22 protein-coding genes and 6 pseudogenes are annotated in these 19,622 nt (G+C 67.2%); 23 read left to right on the top strand and 5 right to left on the bottom strand.

The window, feature by feature from the left end:
* Positions 1-235: 235 nt before the first annotated feature.
* Positions 236-1,084 (top strand): hypothetical protein, encoded by an 849-nt coding sequence (locus tag ACHMWU_RS20535; RefSeq protein WP_396046391.1) that lies wholly within the window; start codon positions 236-238, stop codon positions 1,082-1,084.
* Positions 1,085-1,202: 118 nt separating this feature from the next.
* On the opposite strand, the gene ACHMWU_RS20530 is transcribed toward ACHMWU_RS20535, so the two are convergent.
* Complete coding sequence (locus tag ACHMWU_RS20530) at positions 1,203-1,613, bottom strand: hypothetical protein (RefSeq protein WP_396046389.1); 411 nt, start codon at positions 1,611-1,613, stop codon at positions 1,203-1,205.
* A 200-nt stretch (positions 1,614-1,813) separates the two neighbouring features.
* Here ACHMWU_RS20530 and ACHMWU_RS20525 point away from each other — a divergent pair.
* The 3 genes and pseudogenes from ACHMWU_RS20525 to ACHMWU_RS20515 all read left to right on the top strand — a co-directional run.
* Positions 1,814-1,918: pseudogene (locus ACHMWU_RS20525) on the top strand (hypothetical protein); the annotation flags it as partial.
* Between the two features lie 77 nt (positions 1,919-1,995).
* Positions 1,996-2,169: pseudogene (locus tag ACHMWU_RS20520) on the top strand (NAD-dependent dehydratase); the annotation flags it as partial.
* Positions 2,170-2,330: 161 nt separating this feature from the next.
* Complete coding sequence (locus ACHMWU_RS20515) at positions 2,331-2,894, top strand: NAD-dependent epimerase/dehydratase family protein (RefSeq protein ID WP_396046387.1); 564 nt, start codon at positions 2,331-2,333, stop codon at positions 2,892-2,894.
* Between the two features lie 90 nt (positions 2,895-2,984).
* Here the strand turns inward: ACHMWU_RS20515 and ACHMWU_RS20510 are convergent, their stop codons facing one another.
* On the bottom strand, positions 2,985-4,205 hold the full coding sequence (locus ACHMWU_RS20510) for a hypothetical protein (RefSeq protein ID WP_396046385.1): 1,221 nt from the start codon (positions 4,203-4,205) through the stop codon (positions 2,985-2,987).
* Positions 4,206-4,381: 176 nt separating this feature from the next.
* On the opposite strand from ACHMWU_RS20510, the gene ACHMWU_RS20505 reads away from it, so the two are divergent.
* The 9 genes from ACHMWU_RS20505 (at position 4,382) to ACHMWU_RS20465 (ending at position 9,005) form a co-directional block, all read left to right on the top strand.
* Positions 4,382-4,768, top strand: a complete 387-nt coding sequence (locus tag ACHMWU_RS20505) for a glycosyltransferase family 2 protein (RefSeq protein ID WP_396046383.1) — start codon at positions 4,382-4,384, stop codon at positions 4,766-4,768.
* On the top strand, positions 4,749-4,970 hold the full coding sequence (locus ACHMWU_RS20500; RefSeq protein ID WP_396046381.1) for a hypothetical protein: 222 nt from the start codon (positions 4,749-4,751) through the stop codon (positions 4,968-4,970). The genes ACHMWU_RS20505 and ACHMWU_RS20500 overlap by 20 nt, the downstream gene beginning before the upstream one ends.
* Positions 4,967-5,221 carry a hypothetical protein gene (locus ACHMWU_RS20495; protein WP_396046379.1) on the top strand — a complete coding sequence of 85 codons (255 nt, stop codon included), beginning with the start codon at positions 4,967-4,969 and terminating at the stop codon, positions 5,219-5,221. Before ACHMWU_RS20500 ends, ACHMWU_RS20495 begins: the two co-directional genes overlap by 4 nt.
* Positions 5,202-5,633 (top strand): DUF2064 domain-containing protein, encoded by a 432-nt coding sequence (locus ACHMWU_RS20490; RefSeq protein ID WP_396046377.1) that lies wholly within the window; start codon positions 5,202-5,204, stop codon positions 5,631-5,633. Before ACHMWU_RS20495 ends, ACHMWU_RS20490 begins: the two co-directional genes overlap by 20 nt.
* 166 nt (positions 5,634-5,799) lie before the next feature.
* A complete protein-coding gene (locus tag ACHMWU_RS20485) occupies positions 5,800-6,222 on the top strand; it encodes a hypothetical protein (RefSeq protein WP_396046932.1) in 423 nt (140 codons plus the stop codon).
* Between the two features lie 46 nt (positions 6,223-6,268).
* On the top strand, positions 6,269-7,432 hold the full coding sequence (locus ACHMWU_RS20480) for a molybdopterin-dependent oxidoreductase (protein WP_396046375.1): 1,164 nt from the start codon (positions 6,269-6,271) through the stop codon (positions 7,430-7,432).
* The gene (locus tag ACHMWU_RS20475) at positions 7,429-7,830 is read left to right on the top strand and encodes a hypothetical protein (RefSeq protein WP_396046373.1); all 402 of its coding nucleotides are present in this window, start codon (positions 7,429-7,431) and stop codon (positions 7,828-7,830) included. Before ACHMWU_RS20480 ends, ACHMWU_RS20475 begins: the two co-directional genes overlap by 4 nt.
* 73 nt (positions 7,831-7,903) lie before the next feature.
* The gene (locus ACHMWU_RS20470; protein WP_396046371.1) at positions 7,904-8,173 is read left to right on the top strand and encodes a hypothetical protein; all 270 of its coding nucleotides are present in this window, start codon (positions 7,904-7,906) and stop codon (positions 8,171-8,173) included.
* Positions 8,115-9,005: an ATP-dependent DNA ligase gene (locus ACHMWU_RS20465; protein ID WP_396046369.1), complete on the top strand. Its 891-nt coding sequence runs from the start codon at positions 8,115-8,117 to the stop codon at positions 9,003-9,005. Before ACHMWU_RS20470 ends, ACHMWU_RS20465 begins: the two co-directional genes overlap by 59 nt.
* A gap of 105 nt (positions 9,006-9,110) precedes the next feature.
* Here ACHMWU_RS20465 and ACHMWU_RS20460 read toward each other — a convergent pair whose 3' ends face one another.
* A complete protein-coding gene (locus ACHMWU_RS20460; RefSeq protein WP_396046367.1) occupies positions 9,111-9,623 on the bottom strand; it encodes a GTP pyrophosphokinase family protein in 513 nt (170 codons plus the stop codon).
* Between the two features lie 252 nt (positions 9,624-9,875).
* Here ACHMWU_RS20460 and ACHMWU_RS20455 point away from each other — a divergent pair, with 252 nt between their 5' ends.
* Positions 9,876-10,430, top strand: coding sequence for a YdeI family protein (locus ACHMWU_RS20455; RefSeq protein ID WP_396046365.1), 555 nt, complete (start codon positions 9,876-9,878; stop codon positions 10,428-10,430).
* A gap of 282 nt (positions 10,431-10,712) precedes the next feature.
* Here ACHMWU_RS20455 and ACHMWU_RS20450 read toward each other — a convergent pair.
* Positions 10,713-10,808 (bottom strand): annotated as a pseudogene (locus ACHMWU_RS20450) (hypothetical protein); the annotation flags it as partial.
* A gap of 16 nt (positions 10,809-10,824) precedes the next feature.
* Positions 10,825-11,481 (bottom strand): DNA primase small subunit domain-containing protein, encoded by a 657-nt coding sequence (locus ACHMWU_RS20445; protein WP_396046363.1) that lies wholly within the window; start codon positions 11,479-11,481, stop codon positions 10,825-10,827.
* Positions 11,482-11,680: 199 nt separating this feature from the next.
* Here ACHMWU_RS20445 and ACHMWU_RS20440 point away from each other — a divergent pair, with 199 nt between their 5' ends.
* The 9 genes and pseudogenes from ACHMWU_RS20440 (at position 11,681) to ACHMWU_RS20400 (ending at position 19,472) form a co-directional block, all read left to right on the top strand.
* Positions 11,681-12,907, top strand: coding sequence for a DUF2786 domain-containing protein (locus ACHMWU_RS20440; protein ID WP_396046361.1), 1,227 nt, complete (start codon positions 11,681-11,683; stop codon positions 12,905-12,907).
* Between the two features lie 79 nt (positions 12,908-12,986).
* Entirely contained in the window at positions 12,987-13,691 is a 705-nt protein-coding gene (locus ACHMWU_RS20435; protein ID WP_396046359.1) for a helix-turn-helix transcriptional regulator, read from the top strand.
* Positions 13,688-15,138: pseudogene (sufB, locus tag ACHMWU_RS20430) on the top strand (Fe-S cluster assembly protein SufB). Before ACHMWU_RS20435 ends, sufB begins: the two are co-directional and overlap by 4 nt.
* A complete protein-coding gene (sufD, locus tag ACHMWU_RS20425) occupies positions 15,135-16,298 on the top strand; it encodes a Fe-S cluster assembly protein SufD (protein WP_396046357.1) in 1,164 nt (387 codons plus the stop codon). The pseudogene sufB and the gene sufD overlap by 4 nt, the downstream one beginning before the upstream one ends.
* Entirely contained in the window at positions 16,295-16,615 is a 321-nt protein-coding gene (locus ACHMWU_RS20420) for a non-heme iron oxygenase ferredoxin subunit (protein ID WP_396046355.1), read from the top strand. Before sufD ends, ACHMWU_RS20420 begins: the two co-directional genes overlap by 4 nt.
* Positions 16,616-16,621: 6 nt before the next feature.
* Positions 16,622-17,394, top strand: a pseudogene (gene sufC, locus ACHMWU_RS20415) (Fe-S cluster assembly ATPase SufC).
* Positions 17,395-17,431: 37 nt separating this feature from the next.
* A pseudogene (locus ACHMWU_RS20410) lies at positions 17,432-18,647 on the top strand (cysteine desulfurase).
* Between the two features lie 7 nt (positions 18,648-18,654).
* Positions 18,655-19,113, top strand: coding sequence for a Fe-S cluster assembly sulfur transfer protein SufU (gene sufU, locus ACHMWU_RS20405; RefSeq protein WP_396046353.1), 459 nt, complete (start codon positions 18,655-18,657; stop codon positions 19,111-19,113).
* Complete coding sequence (locus ACHMWU_RS20400) at positions 19,110-19,472, top strand: metal-sulfur cluster assembly factor (protein ID WP_119704838.1); 363 nt, start codon at positions 19,110-19,112, stop codon at positions 19,470-19,472. Before sufU ends, ACHMWU_RS20400 begins: the two co-directional genes overlap by 4 nt.
* Positions 19,473-19,622: the final 150 nt, after the last annotated feature.

The raw sequence follows: 19,622 nt of genomic DNA, 5'->3' as shown, positions 1-19,622 counted from the left end.
CTCTGGCATGCTCGAGACATGAGCGAGATGCCTCGCCCGGATGTCGCCGTCATCGGCGGGTCGGGCTTCTACACATTCCTGGAGAATCCGCGCGAGGTCGAGGTCTCGACACCGTACGGCACACCCTCGGCGCCGATCTCGATCGGAACGGTTGGTGGCCGCACGGTCGCCTTCTCGCCCGCGTCACGGGAAGCAGCACGACTTTCCTGCGCACCAGGTCCCGTACCGAGCGAACATGTGGGCGCTGCGCAGCCTCGGGGTGCGGCAGGTGCTGGCTCCTTGTGCAGTCGGTGGGCTCCAAGTCGCCTACGGCCCCGGAACCTTCCTGGTTCCAGATCAGCTGGTCGATCGGACGTCTGGTCGGGTCCAGACCTTCTTCGACGAGGGCGCGTGTCACGTCTCGTTCGCCGATCCGTACTGCTCCAGGCTGCGGGGCCACCTGCTGAGTGGACTCCGCGAACAGGCTCCGGTCGACGGCGGGACGATGGTCGTGATCGAGGGCCCGCGGTTCTCGACACGCGCCGAGTCTGTCTGGTACGCCGAGCAGGGGTGGGCCGTCGTCAACATGACGGGCCACCCCGAAGCCGTCCTGGCCCGTGAGCTTGCGCTCTGCTACGCGACCGTTGCGCTGGTGACCGACCACGACGCAGGCGTCGACCAGGCCTCGTCCGTCAGCATGGATGCGGTCTTCGAGGTCTTTGCCGCGCACACCGGCGAGCTCAAGACGGCACTGGCCGACGTCATCGGCCAGCTGGGTGACGAGCGCCGACTGCGCCTGCGCGTCAGCCCTCGACGGCATGGACCTGCCACCCGGTTGGACGGCGGACGCTCTGGGGCGCCTGCGTCGTGTGAACGCGCACGACGGCGGGCGCCCATCATGGGCACCCGCCGTCTTGCTGCTCGCTGCCAAGGCGAGGGGCCAGATCAGCTGGCAGGCGTGGTGTTGACCGTGATCTTGGCGACGCCGACCAGCAGTGCGTCGGTGACTGCGTCTGTCTTGAACGTGTCGTTCAGCAGGCTTGCGGCGACCGGGCTGATGAACACCTTCGTGCCTTCGAGGATCGCGGTGTCACCCTCGGTCTGAAGCGGCTTCAGGGTGGCGCCTGGCAGCTGGAACAAGAATGCGGAGTCGACGACCTTCTTTCCATTGACCGAGACGTCACCGTAGACGCGCGAGATGCCGGGGTCGACGTTGAAGTTGGTCAGCTGACGGTCGTGTCGCCGGCCTTCAGGGACAGGCCCGACCCTTCGTGCTGGATCTGGCCGATGACGTAGGGCTTGGCCGTGCCGGGCTTGAAGTACGTCACGTTGCCGCCCGTGATCGGGAAGATCAGCGAGCCGTCCGTCAGCTCTGCGTCGCCGACCACGCCGGGCTCGAGGCCCAGCGTGCCGAGCGCGTCGGTGAACCCGGTGTCGAGGGCGATCGCCGTGGAGTCTCCGGAGAGGGCGTTGATGCGAGCGACGGGCTTGGCGACCGATGTCTTGTTCTCCGAGGAGGACGATCCGGCCGAGTCGGACGACGAGCAAGCGGCGAGCGGCAGTGCCGCCACGGCCGCGAGGGCGATTCCTGCGAACATCTTCTTGCTAGCGGTGATGGAGCTCGTGCGGTCCACGTCCTTGAGATTGTTCGTGCTGGTGAGGTTCTGGGGACTTACCTGTACTTCGCGACGGGCGGGGGCGGTGATTGGTCGGCCCAGGTCCTGCAGTCGGCTGAGGACTCGATCTGCCCTGGCATCGCAGCAGGAAATCCGTCGAGAATAGTTTGAGCCGCTGGGTCTTGGACGTCGTCTGACGCGCAGTGGGTCCTTCTGACATGCTCGGACTGACATGCTCGGACCATGACGGGGACTGCACGATGAGGATTCTGCTGACAGGGGCCGCCGGATTCATCGGAACCCACATCGGCGAGGCAGCACGAGAGCGTGGCCACGAGATCGTGCCGCTCGACATGTTTCTCGACAAGGCTCACGGTCCCCGGCCCGCACCCCGCGGGCTTTGCGGGAGCTGGACCTGCGTCACGACGGCCTCGACGGCGTCCTCGAGGGAATCGACGTCGTGTGCCACCAAGCGGCGATGGTCGGCAACGGTGTGGACTCGCAGGATCTACCCGACTACGCCGAGCACAATGACGCGGGGACGGCCAGGCTCCTCGCCGCGATGGCCCGGGCCGGGATCAAGGATCTCGTGCTGGCGTCGTCGATGGTGGTCTACGGCGACGGTCGTTTCACGTGTCCGGCACATGGAGACGTGCCTCCGGCCGTGCGCCACGATAACGACCTGGCAGCCGGCCGTTTCGATCCACGCTGCCCGGTCTGCGACGGGGACATCGAGTGGCGACGGATCAACGAAGACGCTCCGTTCCTGCCCCGCACGGCTATGCCGCGTCGAAGATCGCCCAGGAGCACTACGCCTCAGCGTGGTGCACGTTGGAGGGCGCTCGGACCATCGCGTTGCGGTACCACAACGTCTACGGACCCGGCATGCCTGCCGACACGCCCTATGCCGGTGTGGCGGCGATCTTTCGCTCCGCGATCGCCCGCGGCGAGGCGCCCCGCGTCTTCGAGGACGGGCAGCAGGTGCGCGACTTCGTGCACGTCCGTGACGTCGCCCGCGCCAACGTCCTGGCCATCGAGCAGGTCGCGGACCATCCGATCGGGCTGACGCCGTACAACGTCGCCTCCGGGACGACGTTCACGATCGGTCAGATGGCCTCGACCCTGGCTGCGTCGGCAGGAGGACACGCACCGGTCCTGACCGGTGACTACCGGGCGTTCGACGTCCGCCACGTCGTCGCCTCGCCGGAGGCAGCGAAGGTCGGCCTCGGATTCGAGGCCGAGATCGGTCCGGAGCAGGGTCTGGCCGAGCTGGCAACAGCTCCGCTGCGGTCGCGCTAGGCGATGGTGCTCACCATCGGGTGAGCAGGAGCTTGCTGGGCCAGCAGCGCGGTAGCGACCTGCGACAGCAGCAGAGGTCGGTGCCACTTCTCAGGCAGCAGTGCGGGCAGGGCGACGATCCAGATCGTGAACGGCAGGAAGATGCGTTCGACCTCCGCCTTGCTCATGCCCGACAGTGTCGCGACGAGAATCGTGAGAGCGGCCGCTGCGGCCAGCTGCGCGAGCACATTCCTCTCTCGTGTAGCTCGGGCTGCTGCCGGGAATGCGGCCCACACGGCGAGCCCAGCGGTGAACGTCCAGGCGGCGAGGTTGCCCCAGACCCAGTACGAGTACGCACGTTCGGACGCGATGCCGTCGTAGTACCGCTCCCCGCAGCACGGGGAGGCGTCCCCACCACGCGAAGCCTCCGACGGTGAACGCCGCTGTCACGACGAAGGCACCACCGAGGGCCCACGGAAGTGGTCGCCATGATCTGGCGATCGTCAGCACGGCCACTGCCAGGATCCCGAGCAGGACCAGCCCGTAGGACAGGAAGACGCAGTAGCCCAGCAACACACCGGCACCGATGGCCGCAAGCGCCCGGCCGCGCGTGGCCGCGACCGCCAGGAGGGCCAGCCCCCAGGCCGCGACGGCTGTGAAGACGGCATCGCCGTTGACGCCCATCCAGACAGCACTGGGTGCCAGGACGATCCAGGGCATCGCCGATCGGGCCAGCCGCTCGCTGCCGAGGGTGCGCAGCGTGATCATGACGGCCACGATCGCGGTGCTGGCCAGGGTCACGCACACCACGCCGATCCAGAACGGGTCGGTGACGCCGATCCGGTCGAGGCCCACGAAGTACAGCAAGGCTCCAGGTGGATGACCGGCCACGTGGACGTACCAGTTGTCGGGCGAGTCGAAGGGGATGCGCTCGATGAACGTCTGCAGCATCTCGTGGATCGAGCCCACGCTCTGGGCATCGAAGACGTACTCCTGCCGGCGTTCGAACACCCGCGCGAGGCCGTCGGTCCCTTCGGTCATCGCGAGCGCCATGATCCATGTCCATGTGCTCGCGAAGGCTACCGCCAGCAGTGCGTGCCACGAGGCCGTCCGGGACACCCTTGGCAGCGCGAGCACGAGCATCAGGCCGATGGCGATGGCAGGCAACGTGAGCAGGCCGAAGCGCGGGTCCCAGTCGGCGTGCAGCGGTGGCCAGTGCACCCGGACGTCCTCGTCGAGCCAGCGCGGCAGGACCATCGCCGCGACGACCAGCAGCACCCCGGCGCTGGCCGACAGCATCGCGGCGCGAGACGTGAGGACGGGTCGGTGCACAGACTCACCCTAGGTGTCGGACCCGGCGTCGGCCCGGTGCACGAGAAGCGCGTCAATCTGTCGCGGTCGCGACCAAGCGCATTCGGCCCTAGGTTCGAACCAGAGTTATGAGCACCTGTGATGTTGTGATCCCGTGTCGGGACGAGGCACGTGCTCTGCCGGCCGTTCTCGAGCATGTGCCGGACGGGTGGAACGTCATCGTCGTCGACAACGGCTCGACGGATGACACGGCTGCCGTGGCGCTCGCTCTTGGTGCGACGGTCGTGACGGAGCTTCAACCGGGCTACGGTGCCGCGGTCCATGCCGGGATGCTCGCGGCTACCGCAGAGCATGTCGCGGTGATCGACGGCGATGCGTCGATGCGGCTGACCGAGCTCGTGCCGATGCTCGACCTCGTCCGCTCGGGCACCGCGACCATGGCGGTCGGACGCCGACGGCCGGTAGGTCGTGGAGTCTGGCCGTGGCACGCACGGCTGGGCACGAAGCTTGCTGGCCACGATGATCCGCCGTCGCAGCAGCTTCCCGATCCACGATCTTGCGCCGATGAGGGTGTGTCGTCGTGACGACCTTCTCGCACTCGACGTCCAGGACCGCAGATTCGGTTATCCGCTCGAGCTGATGCTCAAGGCGGCCCGCGCAGGCTGGACGGTCCGCGAGATCGACGTGTCGTACGCCCGTCGTGCGGCTGGGACGAAGTCGAAGGTCTCCGGCTCGCTGAGAGGCACCGCACGGGTCGTCCGCGACTTCGCGGGGGTGCTCCGGTGACCGCCCCCACGGTGCTCGTGGTCGCGAAGGCACCGGTTCCCGGACTCGCGAAGACCAGGATCGCTGAGACCGTCGGCGACGACCTTGCCGCCGCGGTGGCGGCTGCGGCGCTCCTCGACACCTTGGCGACCGTGACGGCTGTCGGTTGGCCGGTCGTTGTCGCGATGACGGGGGACCTGAGCCAGGCGGCACGGTCTGACGAGATCCGGGGCGGCGCTGAAGCCCCACCAGGTGATCTCGCAGCGGGGTGAGGGGCTGGCCGAGCGCCTTGCCCACGCACATCTCGACGCCGGCGGTCGGTCCGGGACCATCCAGGTCGGCATGGACACCCCGCGGCTGCTCGTCGCCGACTACCTGGATGCCGGTCGTCTGGTCGAGTGCGGCAACGTCGTCATCGGGCCAGCCCGAGACGGCGGTTGGTGGCTTCTCGGGCTGCCAGATCCCACAGCGGCCCAGGGCCTGGTCGGCGTCGTCATGTCGCAGGAAGACACCTGTGCCAAGACCGAGGAGGCCCTGGGCGGTGACGTCGTGCGACTCCGGACGGTGCTCGACATGGACACGTGGGACGACGCCCTCGAGATCGTCCGCGACATCCCGATCTCTCACCTCGCGCAGACGATGTCACAGCGCCCAATGTCACAGCGCTCGGGTCGCTCAGCATGACCGCGGCCTTCGACGCCGTCAGCGCGTACGACGCGGCATTCTCCGGCAAGCAGGCTCAGGTGGTCCACCACTGCGGTGGCACCGAGACGTTCGACGTGACGGCGTGGGCGGCCGAACCGGACTGGGTCGACCATGACCTGTTCGTCGACCCTGCGATGCACGGACCATCGACGTCGGGTGCGGGCCGGGCCGGCTGGTCGGAGCACTCACGTCACGTCAGATCCCGGCGATGGGCATCGACGTCTCCAGGGAGGCAGTGCGCCAGACCCGGATCCGGGGCGCGCTCGCCCTGCGGCGTGACGTCTTCTCGACCGTCCCGGGGGAGGGGACCTGGGCTTACGCCCTGCTGGCCGACGGAAACCTTGGCATCGGCGGCGACCCCGTGCGGCTGCTTTCTCGGCTCGCCGACGTGCTTGCTCCTGCCGGCCAGGTCATCGCCGAGGTGGCAGAAGACGGCGCAGGTCTTGTGAAGGGGCGTCGTCAGCTCCGCGTCGACGGTCGCTGTCGGCTCATTTCGACTGGGCCGTCGTCGGCCTCGACGCGATCGAGGAGGTGGCGTCGACCGCGGGCATGCGGATCGTCGCGCTGAGAAGTGCGGGTGGACGTCACGCCGCCACGATGGTCCGGTCCGGGCCATGAGACTGCCGACTGTCGCCGACATCGAGCGACGTATCCCGCGTCAGGAGGACTTCACGAGTCGCGCGCGGGGGACGGGCCTGACGGCGCGGGTGGGCAGTGCCCTGGGCGTTGCCTTCCTCATCTGCTTCGTGACCGGGTTGTGGAGCGGTCTGCAGTACCAACGCCCGAGCTGGGTGCCGTTGGGGCCAGGACCGACTCAGCTGTACCGGTGGACGCAGGGCATCCACGTCGTGTCGGGCATGGCGGCGATTCCGTTGCTGCTGGTCAAGCTGTGGTCGGTGTTCCCGCGGCTGTTCATCCGTCCTCCGACCGGGGCCAAGGAACGCGTGCTGGAGGCGTTCGAGCGCGGGTCGATCGCCGTCCTGATGGCGTCTTCGCTGTTCATGCTGACGAGCGGGCTGCTGAACATCGCCCAGTGGTATCCGTGGGAGTTCAGCTTTCGCCGGACGCATGAAGCAGTGGCGTGGGTCGCGATCGGCTCGTTGCTCGTGCACATCGCGGTCAAGCTGCCGGTGATCCGCCAGGCCTTCGCCGAGCCGGTCGAGGATCACGATGTCGACTCCGATGCACCGACCAGGCGAGCTGTGCTCCATGGCGCGGTCGTCGCCTCGGGCCTCGCGGTCGTGCTCACCGCCGGGCAGACAGTTCCGTGGCTCCGCAACATCTCGGTCTTCGCGGTGCGCGACGGAGAGGGGCCGCAGGACCTGCCGATCAACCGCACGGCGAAGGCCGCGGGTTCTGTCGACACCGCGCAGAGCCCGAGCTATGCGTTGGAGATCCTGGTCGGCACCCAGATGGTGTCGCTGACCCGCGAGCAGCTGCTGTCGATGCCGCAACGGACCCACCGGCTGCCGATCGCGTGCGTCGAGGGATGGAGCCGCAGTGCCGAGTGGACCGGTGTGTCGGTCAGGGACCTGCTGGCGCTCGCGGGCGGCGCGCCGGACTCCGAGGTCGTGGTTCGGTCGCTGCAGACGAAGGGCGCTTTCGGCTCGTCGCGGCTGCTCCCGAGCTACGTCCAGGATCACCGTACGATGCTGGCGCTGAAGCTCAACGGCGAGGATCTCAGCCTCGACCACGGCTACCCGTGCCGCCTCATCGCACCCAACCGGCCCGGCGTGTTCCAGACCAAGTGGGTCAAGCGTCTGGAGGTCCAGGCATGAGGGCCACACGGCTCCTGCTCGTCCTCGCTGGCGTGGGTCTCGGTCTTCGTGGCCTGTGGCTCATGCGGGACTTCACCCGCGAACAGCTGACGTCCGAGGCGTTCTGGCTCGCCGGCGGTGTGCTGCTGCACGACGCCCTCTTGGCACCCGTCGTGGTCGTGGTCGGGGTTCTTGCGGCACGCCTGCTTCCGGCGAGCTTCCGCGCCTCGTCGGCCCTGGCCTTCTTCGGTCTGGGGAACCCTGACCATCGTCTTCGTGCCGGTCCTGAGCGGCCAGGGCGGCAAGCCCGACAACGACACGATCCTGGGCCGTCCCTACTGGTTGAGCTGGATCGTCATGACGCTGATCCTCGCGGCTGCGGCGGTGTGGGCCGGCTGGCGCAGGGGCAGGCGCGCTGAGCGCGCGGGGGCACCTGACCGACCACGTGCCTGATGGTTGCGCACGGTCGCTGCCGTCGTCTATCGTGTGCGGATGGATCTGCCCGTGATGCCACCGCTCAAGCCCATGCTGGCCAAGTCGGTCAAGGGCGTGCCAGCCGCAGACTCGGTCGACGGCGGGCTCTCGTTCGAGCCGAAGTGGGATGGCTTTCGGTGCTTGGTGTTCCGCGACGGTGACGAGGTCGTGCTGGCCAGCCGGTCGACCAGAGGAGCTCAACCGGTACTTCCCCGAGGTCGTCGAAGCGGTGCTGGGGCAGACGCCTGCTCGGTGCGTGCTGGACGGCGAGATCTTCCTCGCGGTTGACGGTCGGCTCGAGTTCGACCTGCTGTCGCAGCGGATCCATCCGGCCGCTTCGCGGGTCAAGATGCTGGCTGTCGAGACGCCAGCCTCGTTCGTGGCCTTCGACCTGCTGGCGGTCGGTGACGACTCGTTGATCGACGAGCCGTTCTCGGTGCGTCGCGCCCGGCTCGAGGCCGAGCTGGCCGATGTGTCCGCCCCGATCCACGTGACCCGCACGACGACCGATGCCGCAGTCGCCGAGGAGTGGTTCGGGATCTTCGAGGGCGCGGGGCTCGACGGCGTCGTCGCCAAGCCGCTCGCGAAGCCATATGCACCCAACGGCCGGACGATGCTGAAGATCAAGCACGCCCGGACCGCCGACGTCGTGGTGGCCGGCTACCGGCTGCACAAGACCTCGACCGACGAGCGGCCGCTGCTGGGCTCGCTCCTGCTGGGTCTGTACGCCGATGACGGGAAGCTGCAGCACGTGGGCGTCGCGGCTTCGTTCACCGACACCCGGCGGGCCGAGCTGATCGACGAGCTGGCGCCGCTGGTCGTCGGAGCGGGCGAGGATCATCCATGGGCGCAGTGGCAGGACGCCGACGCGCAGGCGTCCTCGCGCCTACCGGGCGGGCAGAGCCGGTGGACCGGCACCAAGGACCTGTCGTTCGTGCCGCTGGCTCCGAGTCGCGTCGCCGAGGTCGGCTACGAGCACATGGAAGGTACTCGCTTCCGGCACACCGCACAGTTCAAGCGCTGGCGTCCCGACCGCGAACCGCAGTCATGCACCTACGAGCAGCGAGGAAGTTGCGAAGTACGATCTCGCCACCGTTCTTGGGGTAAGCTGACCGACTGATCAGGGTGCCATGCGGCGCAGGCGTTCGACGAAGTCTTCGCCCGGCACGACATCGCTGCTGATCTGCAGCTTGCGCTTGAGCTCGGGGGACAAACTCGCCTGCGGTCATGACCTCGGTGTGCAGCCGTTCCATCGTCGTGTCGACTCGCCAGCGGTCTCGGCCGCCTGACGGAGACCCTCGACGAGGGAGTCGGGGATGTCCTGGCGGTACTTGTAGTGGATCTTGTGCTCGAGGCTGGCCCAGAAGTCCATCGCGATGGTGCGCCACTGCACCTCGACCAGCACCGGCACGACGCCGTCGGTCATGAAGACCGGTACCTCGATCAGCGCGTGCAGGCTCCGGTAGCCGTTGGGCTTCGGCTCGGCAATGTAGTCGCGCACCTCGACGACCTTGACGTCCGTCTGACCCGTCAGCAGGTCGAAGACTCGGTAGACGTCGGAGATGAAGCTGCACGTGACCCGGATGCCGGCGATGTCGGTGATCTTCTCGGCGATCGACTCGAACGTCGGTTCGCAGCCCTTGCGACCCATCTTCTCCAGGATGCTGTCGGGCTTCTTCGAGCCGCGACGAGACGTTCTCGATCGGATTGGTCTGGTGCAGGTGGGCGAACTCTTCACGCAGGATCGACAGCTCGGTCGTGATCTCCTCCATGCCGAACTTGTAACGCATCATGAATCGCGTGAAGTCTTGGCGGAGCTCAGCGGCATCCTCGTAGGCGAAGTCGCCGGTGGGCTGCTCGATGAGACGGCCGAGATCGATCCGGTCGGGCGTGGTGTCCACCTGACCCACTGTAGACACGCGGTCCATGGCTGCGCTGTGAGGCCAGGGTCACACCACTGTGCGCATCTATCCTGAACGACATGACCGCCATGGACGACGCGGAGCGCTTTCACCCGCAGACACAGGACGAATGGCGTGCGTGGCTCGACCGCCATCACGACCGCGGTCACGGCGTCTGGCTCGTGTTCTGGCGGCGCGCCTCGGGTGGGCCGGTCATCGAGTACGAGGACTCCGTGCTGGAGGCTCTGTGCTTCGGCTGGATCGACTCGACCCGCAAGGTCCTCGACGACGACCGGGTCATGATGTGGTTCGCCCCGCGGCGCCCCCAGAGCACGTGGGTCCGCAACAACAAGGAGCGGGTCGCGCGGCTGGAGGTCGAGGGACGGATGCAGCCGGCCGGTCGTGCCCTGGTGGAGGCGGCAAAGGCCAATGGCATGTGGAACCTGTTCGACGACGCCGAGGACGGCGTGGTTCCGGCTGACCTGGCCGCGCGGCTGTCTGGCTCGGTCGCCGGCGTGGCCTGGGACGCGCTGACCCCGGCGAGGCGCAAGCGTCACCTGATGGATCTGGCCCTGGCGAGGACTGCCGCGACCCGCGAGAAACGGATCGACTCCCTGCTGGACGAGCTGGTAGCAGGGCGGTGAGAGAGGCTCAGTCCTTCTTGGCCTTGCTCGGCTGCACCCGCTTCGGCTCGCCCGGCATCTTCGGGTACTCCGGGGGATAGGGCATCTCGGTCGGGTCGTCGGCCCACAGCGCCAACAGGGGTTCGAGCGAGTGGGCGACGTCGTCGATCTCGGCCCACGCATCGCCGTCGGCGGCGAGCTTGTCAGGGACCGTGTGCAGGGTGAACGCCTGCGGGCCGTCGAGCTCGGCCAGCCGTCCCAGGTCACCGGCATCGAGACGGTCGCGCCAGGCGCGGGTCGCAGGCTGTAGGCCGACGCGATCGTCCGGTCGCGGCAGTTCTGGTTGAAGTCGATGAAGATGTTGTCGCCACGTTCTTCTTTCCACCAGTGCGTCGTCACGCCCGACGTGCGTCGTTCAAGCTTCGCGCGCGAAGGCGATCGCCGCGTGCCGGACGTCGGTGAACGTCCACTGTGGAGCAATGCGGACGTAGACGTGCACCCCGCGCTTGCCGCTGGTCTTGGCGAATGCCCGGATGCCGAGCTCGTCGAAGAGGTCTCGTGCGACCGCGGCGACGCGCACCGCATCGGCGAAGGTCGCCGAGCCGAAGGGGTCGAGGTCGATGCGCAGCTCGTCGGGCCGGTCGTTGTCGTCGCGTCGGGTCGGCCACGGGTGGAACGTGATCGCGCCCATGTGGGCGGCCCAGGCGGCGACGGCGATCTCGGTCATGCACATCTCGTCGGCCGGGCGTCCGGACGGGAACAGCACCCGCGTGCTCTCGACGTACGGGGGAGCGCCACGCATCATCCGCTTTTGGTAGAACGCGTCGCCGTGACTGTCGGCGCGCGTCGACATGACCATGCCTGCGCGGACACCCTTGGGCCACCGCTCCAGCGCCACGGGCCGATCGCGAAGGGCCCGCATCAGACCGTCCTCGACGGCGACGTAGTACTGAGCGACCATCAGCTTGGTCACTTCTGCCGAGAAGTCGGTGGCCTCGAAGATGACGCGGTCAGGACTCGACACCCGCACCGAACGTCCGCCTGCCTCGATCTCGACCGCATCGCTTGCCATGGGAATCACTCTAGGTCTGACAGCCGACATCGCGCGGGACCTGAGCCTGTGGACAACTAGCGTCCTGGCCTGACCCGCTGTCATAGGGTGCTCCAAGGATGAACGCATCAGCCAGAACAGCCGTCAACGACGAGATGCCCGACGCCGCGCAACTGCGCGCTCCCCACGACCGGCCCCCGCACGATCTTCCAGGCAACCGGTGCTGACCCAGGGCGATCTGATCACCTTGATCGGGCGAGCCAGGCGCTACGCCGTGGCCTCGCCACGGGCCGCCGTGCCGCACATCCAACAGCTGAACGAGCTGGCCGAGCTGGCCTCATCACCTGACGTCGATCCGGCAGTGCTGGTGACCGACCAGGTCCTGTCAGTCATCGGCTTGACGTGGGAGCACGGCTGGCAGCCAGCTGACCTTGTTCATGCGGCAGCACGCCGCACGTCGAAGGTCGGCGCCCGGTGGCTCGCCCGCGCTGTGCTGGTGCATGCAGAGCGCACCGAGGCCGACAGCCGGGCTCCCGATGAGTGGACCAGCCAGTTAAATGCACTGTCGTCGCGTCATCGTCACGCAGGCGGCACCGAGGGGCTGCTCGCCACGGCGGGACGCGCCCAGCACGACGACTGGGTCACTGCTCTGGTCGTGCTCGACTTCTTGTCGGAGCTGCCTGCGCTTCCGCCGTTGGTGCCGCCCCCGTCACGATGGGGGCAGCCCAGGCAGACGCCTCGCACGCAGCCCGGCCCCTCCGGTGCGCGAGACGATCACGACAAGGTGCTGACCCGCATCAGGGCGCTGCTGGCCAAGGCCGAGTCGACCGAGTTCGCTGCGGAGGCCGAGGCCTTCACCGCCAAGGCGCAAGATCTCATGACCCGCCACTCGATCGACGAGGCGCTGCTGGCGGCCGAGGCCGGCCATTCCTTCGACATCGGCACGATCAGGGTGCTGATCGATCACCCCTATGCGCGCGAGAAGGCCAATCTGCTGCACGTCGTCGCGCAGGCCAACCGCATCCGGGCGATCTGGTTCGACTTCGCATCGCACGCGAGCCTCGTCGGGGTGCGCTCCGATCTGGCTCAGGTCGAGATGCTGTTCACCTCGTTGCTGGTCCAGGCAACACGCGCGATGACACAAGCTGGCGAGCAGTCACGCGGAGCCGACCGCACCTCGGGATTCCGCAAGGCGTTCCTGACGTCGTACGCCGTGCGCATCAACGAGCGGCTGACCGAGGCGAGCCAGGAAGCCGCCGACTCGTACGGCACAGACCTCGTGCCGATCTTCCAGCGCCAGGCTGACGCCGTCGAGGCAGAGTTCGAGCGGCTCTACCCGCACGCCACGCAGATGTCGTCGCGTGCCTCGTACGACGCACGCGGATGGGATGCAGGTGCCAAGGCCGCCGACCAGGCCGTTCTTCCGGCCGGGGCTGTCGAGGCCTGATGTGACATCCAGATGAGGTCCACCTCACTAAGGTTCACCTTCGTTGAAACGCTTTGGTGAATAAAGGCACACTTGTCTTGTGAAAAACATCGGGCCGTCGCAGACGCCCGCTGCCGAGGTGGCAGTGGACGATGCGCCGACCCGTGAAAAGGTCGCGACGACGCTGCTCAAGAACGGTCCGTCCACGGCAGCCGACCTGGCTGTCGAGCTCGGACTGACCCCGGCCGCAGTGCGCCGCCACCTCGACCAGCTGCTGGCCGACGGTGTCATCGAGGCCCGCAGCGAACGCATCACCGGTCAGCGTGGACGCGGACGTCCTGCCAAGGCATTCGTCATCACCGACGCTGGCCGCGACCACTTCAACCACGCCTACGACGAGCTGGCCGCTGGCGCGCTGCGCTTCCTGGCCGAGACTGCCGGGAGCGACGCGGTCAAGGCCTTCGCCCAGCACCGTCTGCTCGACCTGGAGAACCGCTACCGTCCGCTGCTCGAGATGGCCGATCCGAACCACCGAGCTCAAGTCCTCGCCGAGGCATTGAGCAAGGACGGCTTCGCCGCCTCCGTCAGCACGACCCCGGCGGGAACCCAGATCTGCCAGCACCACTGCCCGGTCGCCCACGTGGCCGAAGAGTTTCCGCAGATGTGTGAAGCCGAGACCGAGATGTTCTCTCGTCTGCTCGGCACCCACGTCCAGCGGCTCGCGACGATCGCCCACGGCGACGGCGTCTGCACGACCCACCTACCTGCTTCATCTGCTTCCACCACAGAGAGGTTGACCTCATGACGACGACGTCGCACGAGAGCACCGCACCCAACGCCATCATCGAGGCCAATCCGGGCCTCAAGGACGTGGGCCGCTACGAGTTCGGCTGGTCCGACAGCAACGACGCCGGGGCCAACGTCCAACGCGGTCTGAGCGAAGCGGTCGTCCGCAACATCTCCGGACTCAAGAGCGAGCCGCAGTGGATGCTCGACCTGAGGCTCAAGGGCCTCAAGCTGTTCGACCGCAAGCCCATGCCCACCTGGGGTTCCGACCTCGGCGGCATCGACTTCGACAACATCAAGTACTTCGTGCGCTCCACCGAGAAGCAGGCAGCCACGTGGGACGACCTGCCCGAAGACATCAAGAACACCTATGACCGTCTGGGCATCCCCGAGGCCGAGAAGCAGCGTCTCGTCTCTGGCGTCGCCGCTCAGTACGAGTCCGAGGTCGTCTACCACTCGATCCGCGAAGATCTTGAAGCGCAGGGCGTGCTGTTCCTCGACACCGACACGGCCCTCAAGGAGCACCCGGAGATCTTCCAGGAGTACTTCGCGACCGTCATCCCCGTCGGCGACAACAAGTTCTCCGCCCTCAACTCGGCCGTGTGGTCCGGCGGGTCGTTCATCTACGTCCCCAAGGGCGTCCACGTCGACATCCCGCTGCAGGCCTACTTCCGCATCAACACCGAGAACATGGGCCAGTTCGAGCGCACCCTGATCATCGCCGACGAAGACTCCTACGTTCACTACGTCGAAGGCTGCACCGCGCCGATCTACTCCTCGGACTCGCTGCACTCGGCTGTCGTCGAGATCATCGTCAAGAAGGGCGCCCGCGTCCGCTACACGACGATCCAGAACTGGTCGAACAACGTCTACAACCTCGTCACCAAGCGCGCCGTCTGCGAAGAGGGCGCCACGATGGAATGGGTCGACGGCAACATCGGCTCCAAGGTCACGATGAAGTACCCGGCCGTCTACCTCATGGGCGAGCACGCTCGTGGCGAGACGCTGTCGATCGCCTTCGCTGGCGAGGGACAGCACCAGGACGCCGGCGCCAAGATGGTCCACGCCGCGCCCCAACACGTCGAGCTCGATCCTGAGCAAGTCGGTGGCCCGCGGCGGTGGACGCACGTCCTACCGCGGCCTGCTGCAGGTGCTCGAAGGCGCCGAGGGCTCGGCCAGCACGGTCAAGTGCGATGCGTTGCTGGTCGACCAGATCAGCCGCTCCGACACCTACCCGTACGTCGACGTCCGCGAGGACGACGTGACCCTCGGACACGAGGCGACCGTCTCCAAGCTCAGCGACGACCAGCTCTTCTACTTCATGTCACGTGGCATGGAGGAGGACGAGGCCATGGCCATGATCGTGCGCGGATTCGTCGAGCCGATCGCTCGCGAGCTGCCGATGGAGTACGCGCTGGAGCTCGAACCGTCTGATCGAACTGCAAATGGAGGGAGCTGTCGGATGACGCTCGCCGAGACCCTGGAGCTCGCTCCGGTTGAATCCCACCTGCACCCCGAAGGATCCTTCGACCTCGCCGACCACGAGGTGCCCACCGGGCGCGAAGAGATCTGGCGCTTCACGCCGCTCAAGCGCCTGCGTGAGCTGCACAAGGACGCGCCGCTCGACGGTGACGACTACAAGGTCGAGGTCGACGCCGCTCCAGGCGTCACCGCGGTCTCGGTGCCCGCCGCCGACTCGGCGCGCGGAGTCTCCGGCTACGTCCCCGTCGACCGGGTCTCGGCCCGCGCCTGGGACGCCGCACAGTCAGTGTTCGAGGTCACGATCCCGGCCGATGCCGAGATCGTCGAGCCCACGACGCTTCGTCTGATCGGCGGCAGCGTCGAGAAGGCGGCCGCCGGTCACCTGCTCGTGCGCGCCGGCCGGTTCAGCAAGGCCGTCGTCGTCGTCGACTACAACGGCTCGGCCACCTGGGCCGAGAACATCGAGGTCGTCCTCGAAGACGGCGCCGAGCTGACGTTCGTCACGATCCAGGACTGGAACGACGACAGCGTGCACGTCGTCACCCAGCACGCCCGGGTCGGCCGCGACGCCACGTTCAAGCACGTGGCAGTCTCGCTCGGCGGTGACGTCCTGCGCGCCAGCACCTCGGCCGACTACATCGGCAGCGGTGGCAGCGTCGACATGCTCGGCGTGTACTTCGCCGACGAGGGCCAGCACATCGAGCACCGGCTGTTCGCCGACCACACGGCTCCGCGCACCAAGAGCAACGTCGAGTACAAGGGCGCGCTGCAGGGCGACGGAGCCCACACGGTGTGGGTCGGCAACGTCCTCATCCGCAAGGAAGCCGAAGGCATCCTGACGTACGAGAGCAACGACAACCTCGTGCTGACCGACGGTGCCAAGGCCGACTCGGTGCCCAACCTCGAGATCGAGACCGGTGAGATCGAGGGCGCGGGTCACGCGTCCACAACCGGCCGCTTCGACGACCAGCACCTGTTCTACCTGCAGAGCCGCGGCATCCCTGCCGAAGAAGCCCGCCGACTCGTCGTGCACGGCTTCTTCCACGACATCATCCGTCGTATCGGCGTGCCGTCCCTGCAGGAGCGACTGATCGCCTCGATCGAGGACGAGCTGGCCGAGCACGTAGGACGTCTCGAAGCATGACGTTCGTCGAGGCCGCGCAGCTGACCGACGTACCCGAAGGCGGTGTCCTGGCGGTCGAGATCGACGGCGAGGAGATCGCACTGGTGCGCGACGGCAGCGATGTCTACGCGATCCGCGACGAGTGCTCGCACGCGTCGATCAAGCTGTCCGAAGGCGATGTCGAAGGCTGCGAGATCGAGTGCTGGCTGCACGGATCACGCTTCGACCTGCGCACCGGCAAGGCGCTGAACTTCCCAGCCACAGAACCCGTACCCGTTTACCCCACCCAGATCACCGGAGACGTCGTCATGGTCGACCTCTCCGCCGACAGGAGCTGAACCCACATGGCAACCCTTGAGATCAAGGACCTGCACGTCTCGGTCGACACCGAAGAAGGCGCAAAGCAGATCCTCAAAGGCGTCGACCTGACCGTCAAGAGCGGCGAAGTCCACGCCATCATGGGCCCCAACGGCTCGGGCAAGTCGACTCTTGCCTACTCGATCGCCGGACACCCCAAGTACCAGGTCACCGGCGGCAGCGTCACCCTCGACGGCGTCGACATCTTGTCGATGTCGGTCGACGAGCGCGCCCGCGCCGGACTGTTCCTCGCGATGCAGTACCCCGTCGAGGTTCCCGGCGTCTCGGTCGCCAACTTCCTGCGCACCGCCAAGACCGCGATCGACGGCGAAGCGCCGAGCTCCGCAGCTGGGTCAAGGACGTCAACGCCGCGCTCGAGCGGGTCACGCTCGACAAGGAGTTCGCCCAGCGCAGCGTCAACGAGGGCTTCTCCGGCGGCGAGAAGAAGCGTCACGAGATCGCTCAGCTCGAGCTGCTCAACCCCAAGTTCGCCGTCCTCGACGAGACCGACTCCGGCCTCGACATCGATGCGTTGCGCGTCGTCTCCGAAGGCGTCAACCGCTACAGCGACCAGGGGGACCGCGGCGTCCTGCTGATCACGCACTACACGCGCATCCTGCGCTACATCAAGCCCGACTACGTGCACGTGTTCGTCGCCGGTCGCGTCGCCGACCAGGGTGGCCGTGAGCTCGCCGACGAGCTCGAGGCGAACGGTTACGACAAGTACGTCAAGGCAGCCGCAGAGGTCTCGGCGTCGTGACAACCGTCGAGGGCACCAGACGTACGACGTCGCCAAGATCAGAGCCGACTTCCCGATCCTGGGTCGTCGGCTGTCAGGTGACCTCCCGTTGGTGTACCTCGACAGCGCCAACACCTCGCGCAGAAGCCGCAGCAGGTCATCGACGCGATCGCTGACCACTACCGGCTGCACAATGCGAACGTGGCGCGGGCGATGCACCAGCTCGGTGCCGAGGCGAGTGCGGCGTTCGAGCTCGGCCGCGACAAGGTGGCCGAGTTCATCGGCGCGCCGAGCCGCGACGAGGTCGTGTTCACCAAGAACGCCTCCGAGGCGCTCAACCTGGTGGCCCGCGTGCTGGGCGACGCCGGACGCATCGGTGTCGGCGACGAAGTCGTCATCACCGAGATGGAGCACCACTCCAACATCGTTCCGTGGCAGCAGGTCACGCAGCGCACCGGCGCGACCCTGCGTTGGTTCGGTGTGACCGACGAGGGTCGACTCGACCTCGACGACATCGACACGCTGATCACCGAGCAGACCAAGGTCGTCTCGCTGACCTGGGTGTCCAACATGCTCGGCACGATCAACCCGCTCGACGTCATCATCGCCAAGGCTCACTCGGTCGGCGCGCTGGTCGTGGTCGACGCGTCGCAGGCCGTTCCTCAGATCCCGGTCGACATGGCGTCGCTGGGCGCCGACTTCGTGGTGTTCACGGGCCACAGCTCGTCGGACCAACCGGCATCGGCGTCCTGTGGGGACGCTACGACCTGCTCGCCGGCTTGCCTCCGTTCCTCGGCGGCGGCGAGATGATCGAGACCGTCACGATGGCCACGTCGACCTACGCTGCTCCGCCTTCGCGCTTCGAGGCCGGCACTCCGCCGATCGCCGAGTCCGTCGGGCTCGGCGCTGCCGTCGACTACCTGTCGTCGATCGGGATGGAGAACGTCGCCGCCCACGAGCAGGCCATCACGGCCTATGCGTCGGCTGCCATGCAGGAGATCGACGGACTGACGATCGTCGGTCCCAAGACCGCCGACATGCGCGGGGGAGCGATCAGCTTCACCCTCGACGGCGTGCACCCGCACGACGTGTCGCAGCTGCTCGACTCACGGGGCGTGGCAGTGCGCGCGGGTCATCATTGCGCCAAGCCGGCGCACCTGCGCTTCGGTGTGCAGTCGACGACGCGCGCATCGTTCTACCTCTACACGACCGAGCTGGAAATTGATGCGCTGGTCGAGGCGTTGCACCATACGAAGAAGTACTTCGGAGCCTAGGGGGATCGTGAACGTCGACGCGTTGTACCAGGAGATCATCCTGGACCACTACAAGCACCCGCACGGGGCTGGCCTGCGGGAGCCCTTCGAGGCTGAGGTCCACCACGTCAACCCCACGTGCGGTGACGAGATCACCCTGCGGGTCCACCTCGACGGCGAGACGGTCGCCGATGTCTCGTACGAGGCACAGGGCTGCTCGATCAGCCAGGCGTCGGTGTCGGTGCTCAACGACCTGATCCTCGGCAAGAGCGTCGATGAAGGCATGTCGGTGCTCGACTCGTTCACCGAGCTCATGCAGGGCAAGGGCAAGGTCGAGCCCGACGAAGAAGTCCTCGAGGACGGCATCGCCTTCGCCGGCGTCGCCCAGTTCCCGGCACGCGTCAAGTGCGCTCTGCTGGGCTGGATGGCCTGGAAGGACGCTGTCTCACAAGCGCTAGTCACCACCAACACGGGAGATGCCCCATGACCACCGACCACAGCGACCTCCCCGAGGTCTCCACGGCGCCGGCTGGCGCGACGACGACCGAAGACGTCCTCGAGGCCATGAAGGACGTCGTCGATCCTGAGCTCGGCATCAACGTCGTCGACCTGGGCCTGGTCTACGGTGCCGACGTCGACGAGCACAGCAACACCGTCCTGTCGATGACCCTGACGTCTGCGGCGTGCCCGCTGACCGATGTCATCGAGGACCAGACGCGTGCGGCTCTTGACGGCATCGTCAACGACTTCCGGATCGAGTGGGTCTGGATGCCGCCGTGGGGCCCCGACAAGATCACCGACGACGGCCGCGAGATGCTCCGCGCCCTCGGCTTCAACATCGGCTAACCCTGACGAGGTAGTTGTCGCCCCCTGGCGAGGTGGTCGTTGCCCTTCGCCGGGTGTGACCAAGGGCACCAACCACCTCGTCGCAGGGCGGTAACTACCTCGTCAGCGGGGGCGTAGGATGGTGAGGTGCCTTTTTATCAGCGTGAGTGA

The organism is Aeromicrobium sp. UC242_57 (assembly GCF_044452305.1).
Taxonomy (GTDB): Bacteria; Actinomycetota; Actinomycetes; order Propionibacteriales; family Nocardioidaceae; genus Aeromicrobium.
This window is presented reverse-complemented; position numbering and strand designations above follow the sequence as displayed.

Coding starts and splice junctions, on each gene's coding strand:
- ACHMWU_RS20535 (WP_396046391.1), top strand. CDS start 236: ATGTGGGCGCTGCGCAGCCTCGGGGTGCGGCAGGTGCTGGCTCCTTGT.
- ACHMWU_RS20500 (WP_396046381.1), top strand. CDS start 4,749: ATGAGGGTGTGTCGTCGTGACGACCTTCTCGCACTCGACGTCCAGGAC.
- ACHMWU_RS20480 (WP_396046375.1), top strand. CDS start 6,269: ATGAGACTGCCGACTGTCGCCGACATCGAGCGACGTATCCCGCGTCAG.
- ACHMWU_RS20475 (WP_396046373.1), top strand. CDS start 7,429: ATGAGGGCCACACGGCTCCTGCTCGTCCTCGCTGGCGTGGGTCTCGGT.
- ACHMWU_RS20470 (WP_396046371.1), top strand. CDS start 7,904: ATGGATCTGCCCGTGATGCCACCGCTCAAGCCCATGCTGGCCAAGTCG.
- ACHMWU_RS20455 (WP_396046365.1), top strand. CDS start 9,876: ATGGACGACGCGGAGCGCTTTCACCCGCAGACACAGGACGAATGGCGT.
- ACHMWU_RS20445 (WP_396046363.1), bottom strand. CDS start 11,481: ATGGCAAGCGATGCGGTCGAGATCGAGGCAGGCGGACGTTCGGTGCGG.
- sufD (WP_396046357.1), top strand. CDS start 15,135: ATGACGCTCGCCGAGACCCTGGAGCTCGCTCCGGTTGAATCCCACCTG.
- ACHMWU_RS20420 (WP_396046355.1), top strand. CDS start 16,295: ATGACGTTCGTCGAGGCCGCGCAGCTGACCGACGTACCCGAAGGCGGT.
- ACHMWU_RS20400 (WP_119704838.1), top strand. CDS start 19,110: ATGACCACCGACCACAGCGACCTCCCCGAGGTCTCCACGGCGCCGGCT.